6 protein-coding genes and 2 pseudogenes are annotated in these 8,622 nt (G+C 67.2%); 2 read left to right on the forward strand and 6 right to left on the reverse strand.

Annotated elements, in window-relative coordinates:
* Positions 1 to 451, forward strand: a 451-nt coding sequence (locus FG154_RS19740) for an integrase core domain-containing protein (protein ID WP_186312464.1), incomplete at its 5' end; no start/stop codon positions are given.
* 304 nt (positions 452 to 755) lie between these two features.
* On the opposite strand, the gene FG154_RS19750 is transcribed toward FG154_RS19740, so the two are convergent.
* From FG154_RS19750 to FG154_RS19760, 3 genes are read right to left on the reverse strand one after another with little or no spacing between them, the layout of a single operon-like run.
* Positions 756 to 1,955 carry an acyltransferase family protein gene (locus FG154_RS19750; protein WP_342779090.1) on the reverse strand — a complete coding sequence of 400 codons (1,200 nt, stop codon included), beginning with the start codon at positions 1,953 to 1,955 and terminating at the stop codon, positions 756 to 758.
* Positions 1,838 to 2,788 carry a glycosyltransferase family 2 protein gene (locus FG154_RS19755; protein ID WP_145111691.1) on the reverse strand — a complete coding sequence of 317 codons (951 nt, stop codon included), beginning with the start codon at positions 2,786 to 2,788 and terminating at the stop codon, positions 1,838 to 1,840. The genes FG154_RS19750 and FG154_RS19755 overlap by 118 nt, the downstream gene beginning before the upstream one ends.
* Positions 2,775 to 3,923 (reverse strand): glycosyltransferase family 2 protein, encoded by a 1,149-nt coding sequence (locus FG154_RS19760; RefSeq protein WP_186312468.1) that lies wholly within the window; start codon positions 3,921 to 3,923, stop codon positions 2,775 to 2,777. The genes FG154_RS19755 and FG154_RS19760 overlap by 14 nt, the downstream gene beginning before the upstream one ends.
* Before the next feature lie 380 nt (positions 3,924 to 4,303).
* Between FG154_RS19760 and FG154_RS19765 the strand changes: the two genes are divergently transcribed.
* The gene (locus FG154_RS19765; RefSeq protein ID WP_145111696.1) at positions 4,304 to 6,076 is read left to right on the forward strand and encodes an ABC transporter ATP-binding protein; all 1,773 of its coding nucleotides are present in this window, start codon (positions 4,304 to 4,306) and stop codon (positions 6,074 to 6,076) included.
* Positions 6,077 to 6,094: 18 nt separating this feature from the next.
* Here the strand turns inward: FG154_RS19765 and FG154_RS19770 are convergent, their stop codons facing one another.
* From FG154_RS19770 to FG154_RS21620, 3 genes and pseudogenes are all read right to left on the reverse strand, one after another.
* Complete coding sequence (locus tag FG154_RS19770) at positions 6,095 to 6,880, reverse strand: ion transporter (RefSeq protein ID WP_145111699.1); 786 nt, start codon at positions 6,878 to 6,880, stop codon at positions 6,095 to 6,097.
* A 392-nt stretch (positions 6,881 to 7,272) separates the two neighbouring features.
* A pseudogene (locus tag FG154_RS21615) lies at positions 7,273 to 7,578 on the reverse strand (IS481 family transposase); the annotation flags it as partial.
* Positions 7,579 to 7,742: 164 nt separating this feature from the next.
* A pseudogene (locus FG154_RS21620) lies at positions 7,743 to 8,523 on the reverse strand (IS3 family transposase); the annotation flags it as partial.
* Between the last annotated feature and the right edge of the window lie 99 nt (positions 8,524 to 8,622).

The following is an 8,622-nucleotide window of genomic DNA, read 5'->3' on the forward strand; positions in this document are numbered from 1 at the left end:
CGACGGCTGGGCCACGCTCGCTCTGGTGATCGACTGCCACACCCGCGAGCTTCTCAGCTGGCACCTGTCGCGCTCGGGAAAGGCCTCCACGGCCGCGAGCGCGCTGGAACATGCGCTGATCAACCGGTTCGGCACACTCGGCCGGGTGACGAAGGAGTTCCTGCTGAGGTCCGACAACGGGCTGGTCTTCACCAGCCGAAAATACACGGCCCTCGTCCGAAGCTACGGCTTGAAGCAGGAGTTCATCACCCCCCACTGTCCCCAGCAAAACGGCATGGTGGAGCGCGTGATCCGGACCCTGAAGGAGCAGTGCGTCCACCGCCAGCGCTTCGACAGCCTCCAGCACGCGGCACGCGCCATCGGCGACTGGATCGCCTTCTACAACCACCGCCGCCCGCATCAGGCGCTGGACATGAGAACCCCCGCCGAGGCATTCGCTTCAGCGGCTTAACCTGTGCAGATTACGCTGGGTCGATACAGCCTCATTTCGAGAAATTCTTCCAATTTCACGTGCCACAACACCGGAGTGGCAAAATTAGCCTCCCAGGCCAGACAACTTGTTGATTCTCCACAGGCCCCCACCACGCCGACCGCAGAAAATGCTCCGGAACTGTCGAAGTTCGGAGCACCAGATGCACGTCGCGCGGCTTGGGGACAGCGCGGTCAATGCGGCGCAGAAAACCCAGAAAATCCTTCGCACGGTGTCGCGGCATGCATTTATCGATTACCATGCCCCGAACGAGGCCGCGGCCGGCTCAGGCCGGGTCGCCGCCCTGCATCGCGGGGCGTCCGATCACCCGCTGCCGCCGCCTCATGATCGGCTGTTCGATCAGCCGCCACGAGATCTCGGCCAGCGCGAAACTGACCGCCACCCAAAGCGCCAGCCGCACCAGCTTCAGCGGCCCTTCCGAGAGAAGCTCGATCCCCGGCAGATGCACGTAGAGAAGCGGCGGCACCAGATAGTGCCAGACATAAAGCCCGTAAGAGATCCGCCCGACATGCACGAGCCAGGGATGGGAAAGCCAGCGCGGCCGCTGCCCGGCGGGGCCGGCGCAATGGCGGATCACGCAGGCGGCGGCCACCGCCGGCGCCAAGGGCGCCAGCACCCACGCCACGGCTTCCGGTCTCCAGGCCAGCGGCGCCACCAGAACCGGCACGGCGACAAGCGCCCCCCAGCGCACCCACCGGTCGGCAAAGAGCCGGTCGAGCCACCCCAGTCGTCCGTCATGCCGGGCAAGCGCGACCAGCGCGCCCAGCCCCAGACCGTCAAGCTGGCTTGGCAGCAGCACGTCGAGGAACGGACTCGCGCCGGTCCCGATCGCGAACCGCCACCCCCAGGCGATCAGCAGCCCCGCCGCGATCACCCAGGGCAGCGACCGCCGCGGCGCCAGCATCAGCAGCGGGAACCACAGCAGGTAGAAGTGCTCCTCGACCGACAGGGTCCAGAAATGGCCGGCGCCGGTCCAGCGCTCCTGCAGGGCGATCTGGATGTTCGACAGATAGAGGCCATGCACCCACCAGTCCTGCCGCATGTCGGCGATGCCGAGCAGGGCCGCGACGGCAATCGCGGTGCAGAAGGCCGGGCCGAGGCGCAGGAAGCGCTTCATGTAGAAGGTCCAGGCCGCCCGGCTAAGCGGTTGCTCATCGCGCCCCGAAAGCAGGATCGAGGTGATCAGGAAGCCGGACAGCACGAAGAACACCCGCACGCCGACCATGCCCGGCGACCATCCGCGGACCAGCTCGCTGTAGGTGAAATGTTCGGCAAAGACCCCGAGGACCGCCAGGGCACGCAGGCCGTCCAGCTGGGGAATGTATCCGAGGGGCGGGGTCCGGTGGGTCAGCGGATCTTCTCCTTCAGGCGCGGCATTGGCCGAAGCGGCAGATGCGGCAGGGAAAACCCGCTGCCAAGCTGCGCCACCATGCCGGCCAGGTTCCCGGCGACAACCGACCGCCAGCTGAGGCCGATGGGATCGTAGCGCGGCCCCCCGAAGCCCTCGGCCAGCGCCGCGCGCAGCGCCCAGTAGAACTGCCGCACAAGCCAGCGCTGACGCCAGTATCTCAGGTAGAGCACGCCGTTCGAGAAGGCATAGGCCCGGTTCAGCCGCCGGATGTCCTCGATCCGTCGGCGCCCGTGATGGTGGCTGACCCGCATGTCGGGCACATATTCGGCCGCCACGCCGGCCAGATGGGCGCGGATGGTGAAGTCGGTGTCCTCTCCGGCGCGAAACCGGGCCCCGGCGCCAAGGCTGGTGTCGAACGTCCCGATCCGCTCGATCACCTCGCGCGAGACGGCGAAGTTGCAGCCGGGAATGAAGCCGCCGGGATGCATCAGCCCGTCGTAGCGTTGCCGGTCGGGCAGATCCTTCACGGTGAAGGGCAGATCCTCGGCGTCGCCCAGCACGACCCGGCCGCCGATGTAGAGCGTCTCGCGCGGACGGGCGGCAAGGTGGCGGTCGAGATCGGCCAGCCAGTCGGGATCGAGCAGGCAGTCATCGTCGGTAAAGGCGAGGATCGGCGCCCACGCGGCGGCGATGCCCGCGTTGCGCGCCGCCGAAAGCCCTCCGGTCTTGAGGCGCAGAAGGCGCGCGCGGCCGCCCGACAGGCTGGCGATCTCATTCGCCTCAAGCCGGCGGTCGGGGGCGCTGCCGTTCTCGACCACCAGGATCTCGACCGGCAGATCGGGGTGGTGCTCGGCGGCGAGACAGATGGATCGCACGGTGCGCAAAAGGCCCTCGGGCCGGTTGCGGGTGCAGACGATGATACTGACCTGCGGCTCAGGCTTCGGCATGGCCCACCCCGCGCGGGAAGCTGGTCAGGTCGCGGGCGAAGCCGGCAAGGGCGCCGTAGCCGGGAACCGTGCGACGGACCGAGCGCGAACGCAGTGCCCGCGTGAGGCCAAGCAGGCCGTAATGCAGCGCATAGCCCAGCCGGGCGGCGCCGGGGGCAAGGTGGGCCGCCCCGAGCAGGGGGCGCTCGCGGCGGCGGATCATCGCCCACTGGCCGCTCTGGTCGAGGAACGCGCTGGCGAGCCGGTAGTCATGGGTCAGGCCGATCATCGAGAACAGCAGATAGAAGGTGTTGCGCGCGCCGATGCGGAAGCCCTGCGCCTCGTCGGCGGGCTGCCGGTCGGCCAGCATGGTGAGGCGCCGCACGAGATCGGCGGCCCGCGCCACCGAGTCGGCATCCACGATCTCGGCGATCCGGCCGAAGCCGGTGCCGGCGGCCTCGGGATAGTGGCGCGCGAGCTCTTCCTCGAGGATGCGGACATGGGTCTGCATCATCGTGGCCACCCGGGTCGCGCTGACGCTGCCCTCGTGCATCCGGTAGGCGAGCTGCGGCTCGGTGCCCTGACGGACGGTGCAGCAGGCGGCGATCCGGCGGAACAGGTCGAAATCCTCGGCGCAGGGATAGGCCTCGTCGTAGCGCAGCATCCCCTCGGGCATGGCGCTGCGCCGGAACATCACGCCCGGGTGGCGCAGGATGGTGCAGAACCGCGACAGCACGCGCAGCTCGGCGGGCTCGGTGGCGTCCGGCAGCGTGCGCGGCATCATCCGGTTGCCGGCATAGATCGTGTCGAAGTTGCAGCCGTGCAGGGCCAGCGTCGGATCGTCCGCGAAGGCGCGCATCTGGCTCGAGATGCGGCCGGGATAGGCGATGTCATCGGCATCCATGCGGGCGATGAAGTCGGCGCGGGCCATCCCCAGCCCCTCGTTCAGAGTGGCGATCAGGCCCCGGTTTCCGCGGCTCAGGACGCGCAGGCGCGGATCGCCCTCGGCCGCCTTGCGCAGGATCCGGGCCGACCGGTCGGTGGACCCGTCGTCGATCGCGATGATCTCGAGATTGCTGTGGTCCTGCATCAGCAGGCTGGCGAGCGCCGGCGCGAGAAACTTCTCGGCATTGTAAACCGGCAGGAGAATGGACACCAAAGGCACGGCGGCTCCGAAAAAAACTAAATCAATTGGTCCGAGCGTTGCAGCCTGCCGCCAATCCGGTCAATGCCGATTGCCCGAATTGGTTTGATGATCGGCCCCATGCCTGTGTTTTTCTACCTTCGGGTTGGTTTTGGCGGGCGTATAACAACCGGGCCGCGATACGATTGGACAGGTGGTTCCTTTCAGGGATGTATCGGTCAATTCCGCAAACAACCTTCGCGGTATCCGCGCCCATCCGCCGGACCGTAACCGCGGGCCCCCCGCCTTTCGGCGCATCGAATCGTTGCCGCCGTCGCGATTCCCGCTAGCCTCAGGAGACAGGGTGCTGCATTGCGGCACGATTTTTATTGCCCGACAGGATCCATTTTTTCATGAAGTTCTCGTCCTACATTCATCCCTGCCTCTCGGAGGTCCTGAGGCCGTTCCACCGTCAGATTCCGGCCGTCGTTCTGCTTGGCCTGCTGGCCACCGCGCTGGAAGGGATCGGGATCGGCCTGATCATTCCGCTTCTCGATCTCGTCATGGCGGGACAGTCCTCGGCGCAGGGCTGGATGCCGGGCCTTCTGGTCGCCATGGGGGAGAGCGTGCCCGCCGAAAGTCGGGGGCTGGTGATCGGCCTTGCCATCCTCGCGCTGGTGGTGCTGAAGAACATCGTGGCCTACGCGAACGGCCTGCTGCAGGCCTGGATCTACGGCAGTTGCGGGCACCGGCTGCGCGACCTGCTGTCCCGGCGGCTGGTCCACATGGAGGCAAGCTACTGCCTGACCACGCCGCCCTCGCGGCTTTTGAACATCATCTCGAACGAAAGCTGGCGGGCGTCGGACGCGGTCGCGGCCTTCCTGTCGGTTCTGGTGGCCGGCGCGGCGACGGTGATCTTCCTGCTGTTCCTGTTCTTCCTCTCGCCCGAGCTGACGGTCGTGGTGCTTCTGGGCCTCGCGCTGATCCAGGTCGCCCACGATCTCATGTCGCGGCATTTCGCCCGGCTGAGCCGGGTGATCGCCGAGCAGAACCGCGGGCTCGCCGGCCGCATGCTGCACCATGTCACCGCCTGGCGGCTGATCCGCCTGTTCCACCGCGAAGAGTTCGAGATCCAGCGGTTCCGCGACGCCTCGGACACCGTGCGGCGGGCGGCGCTGACCCTGCAGGCACGCCAGATCGCCGTGGGCCCGCTGACCGAAGTGGCCCATGCGGCGCTGTTCATGGTGGTGATCTTCACCGCCTGGCGCGTGGGGGTCAGCTTCGGCACGGCCGCGGCCTTCATCATCCTGCTCTACCGGCTGCAGCCGCAGGTGCGCCAGATCCAGGGTGCGCTGTCCTCGATGCGGGGCTGGCACGGCTCGCTGGACGAGGTGGCCTGGCTGCTGGCGACCCGCCCCGCCCCCACGCGTGCCAGCGGCACGCTGCCCGCGCCGCCGCTGCGCCAGGGGCTGCGCTTTTCGGATGTCAGCTTCCGCTACGCCACCGAGGGCCGCGAGAACATCGCCCTCGACCGGGTGTCGTTCGAGCTTGCCGCCGGAAGCTCGCTGGCCATCATCGGCCGGTCCGGCTCGGGCAAGTCGACGATCGCGAACCTGGTCTGCGGGGTGATCGACCCGACCCAGGGCACGATCACCGTGGACGGCACGCCGCTGGCGGCGATCGACCGGGTGTCGTGGCTCGATTCGATCGCGATGGCCAGCCAGGAGCTGGAGCTGTTCGACGGCTCGGTGGTCGAGAACATCCGCTACGGCGTGCCCGGCGCCTCGCGCGAGGCGGTCGAGGCCGCGGCCCGTGCGGCGGATGCCGATGGCTTCATCCGCGAGCTGCCGCAGGGCTATGACACGGCGGTGGGCGACCGGGGCATCAACCTCTCGGCCGGGCAGCGGCAGCGCATTGCGCTGGCCCGCGCGCTGGTGCGCGAACCGCGTCTGCTGATCCTCGACGAGGCGACGAATGCCATGGACATCCTGTCCGAAGCCTCGGCGCTGAAGGTGCTCGAGGCCCGGCGCGGCAAGGGGGCGACCATCGTCATCAGTCACCACCTGTCGTCGATCCGCCTCTGCGACAGCTTCATCCGCATCCACGAGGGCCGGATCGTCGCGGCCGGGCCGACCTCGGCCTTCGACGCCCGCTCGCTCGAGGAGGTGCTGGGCCAGGTCGCCTGACGCCGGCCGCGCCGGCGCTCAGCCGCGCTTCTTGTCGCCCGCGGACAGCCGCGCCTCGATGGCGGCAAGGCGCGTCAGCACCTCGTCGCGGTAGGCGTCGGTCCGCGAGACATCCTCGGCGGAATGGGCATCCTGCATCGAGTTGACGATCAGGCCCACGAGCAGGTTCACGACCGCAAAGGTCGTGACCATGATGAAGGGCACGAAGAAGGCCCAGGCATAGGGATAAAGCTCCATCACCGGGCGCACGATGCCCATGGACCAGCTTTCCAGCGTCATGATCTGGAACAGCGAATAGGCCGACTGGCCGATGTCGCCGAACCACTCGGGAAAGGCCGTGCCGAACAGCTTGGTCGCCATGACGCTCGCGATGTAGAAGATGATCGCCATGAGCAGGAAGACCGAGCCCATTCCGGGCAGCGCGGTGATGAAGCCTTCGACCACCCGGCGCAGCCGCGGCGCGACCGAGATCACCCGCAGCACCCGCAGGATGCGCATCGCACGCAGCACCGACAGCCCCTGCCCGACCGGGAACAGGCTGATGCCCACGATCACGAAGTCGAAGAAGTTCCAGCCCGAGCGGAAGAACCGCAACCGCTCGGCATAGATCTTCAGGGCCAGCTCCAGCACGAAGATCGCAAGGCACAGCCGGTCCAGCGTCAGGATCAGCGATCCGGCCGCGGCCATCAGGGTGGGCGATGTCTCCATCCCCAGCAGGACCGCGTTCAAGAGGATCACCGCGATGATCCCCTGCCGCACCGCCGGCGCCTCGACCCACGCTCTCACCGTTTCCCGCACTGTCATTCCGTCCTCGCGCTTTGCCTTTGCGACGCGATATGCGGGCAGCAGGCTGATTCCGGCAAGGGGATGACGCCGGTCGGGCGAGGCCCGTCCTGCCGGGTTTCGGATCATCCACCGTAAGCTCGCGGGTTCAATCGTTTCGCGCCAGCCGCCGTCGACCGCTGCGGTTATGACGCGCCACCTCGCAGCGCACCGGATCCCGAGCGCAGTCGAACCTGAAGGCAAGGAAGACGCTACGACCATCAATCTCGATCAGGTCATTGGTAGCGGGCCCTCCGGGAGCCGGAATGACACGGCTTCTCGGCTGACCTGTGGTTCTGGTCCTCGACGTGCGCCGGATGTCCCCATTCCCCGCACAGACATGTCCTGCGACTTCTGTGGCGGGCATGCAGAGCGCGGTGAAGGCACCGATGCAGCGCGGACCGTGTTAGGTGCGGGATCGAGGGCTGAAGGGCATATAGGCAGTCGTCCAGCCGTAACAGGGTATGGCGCCGGAACGCAACGACCGCCGTTCTCGTCCTCCGTCAGGACTGTTGAGCGCGGCTATCTCGGCCCCGTCTGGAGATCCTCGACCGTCGCTCGCTTGCGCCACTTCGCGGCCGTCTTCGGATTTATGCCCAACTCCCGGCTCAATTGCGCGAGCGAAGCTGCGACCGCCCTGTTGTAGCTCTGACGGCGAACGTGGTCGTAGCGCTCCCTATGGCGGGTACTGCCGCCGGGTCTCCGACTTTGTGACGTGCGACTTGACAGCGACGAGACGCTGGTCCGTGCGCCGGTCGCAAGTGCCAGTTACAGCTGCCCGAGTTGCGGCAGGGCCTCGACCCGGCTCCACAGCCGATACGCTCTTTGATTGGCTCAGCGGGATCTGCGCCGACCAAGCCGCTAATGCGATTGCCTCGGCGGATGTTTTCATGTCCAGCGCCTGATGCGGGCGGCGAGGGTTGTGGAAGGCGATCCAGTTGCCGATGGCGCGGGCCGCGTGCTGCAGGCTGTCGAAGCGCTGGCGGTGGACGCACTGCACCTTGAGGGTCCGGATCACGCGCTCGACCATCCCGTTTTGCTGGGGGCAGTGCGGGGTGATGAACTCCTGCTTCAGGCCATAGCTGCGGACGAGGGCCGTGTACTTGCGACTGGTAAAGACCAGCCCGTTCTAGGAACGTATGTAGCCGGGCACGCCGCGTAGGATGAACAACTTGGAGAGCACATCGATGACGTCGGTCGAGTTGAACTTGCGGGCGACGCGGATGGACAGGCATTCGCGGGTGAACTCGTCGAGGACGTTGAGCATGCGGAACTTTCTCCCGTCGTGGGTCCGGCTTTCAACAAAGTCGTAAGACCAGACGTGGTTGAGGCGTCCGGGCCGCAGGCGGACGCAGGATCCGTCGTTGAGCCACAGGCGCCCCTTCTTCGGCTGCTTTTGGGGAACCTTCAGCCGCTCCGTCTCCAGATCCGCTCGACCCGCTTCACGTTCACCACCCACCCCCCTCACGGAGCACGGCGGTGATCCGGTGATAGCCGTAGCGGCCGTACTGGCTGGCCAGCGCGATGATGTCGGCGGTCAGCAACTCTTCGTCGGGCCGGCCCTGCGGCACCTTCCGCCGGGTTGAGCGATGCTGCCCCAGCACGCGGCAGGCGACCCGTTCGCTCGCCATTGTCCTCGGACCATGTATGGATGGCTCCCGCGTGACAAGGGGGGCGGCGATCTTCGGCAGCTGGTCGGGTGCGGCCATGTATTCGGCGTCTGA

Source organism: Cereibacter sediminicola, from assembly GCF_007668225.1.
Classification (GTDB): domain Bacteria; phylum Pseudomonadota; class Alphaproteobacteria; order Rhodobacterales; family Rhodobacteraceae; genus Cereibacter_A; species Cereibacter_A azotoformans.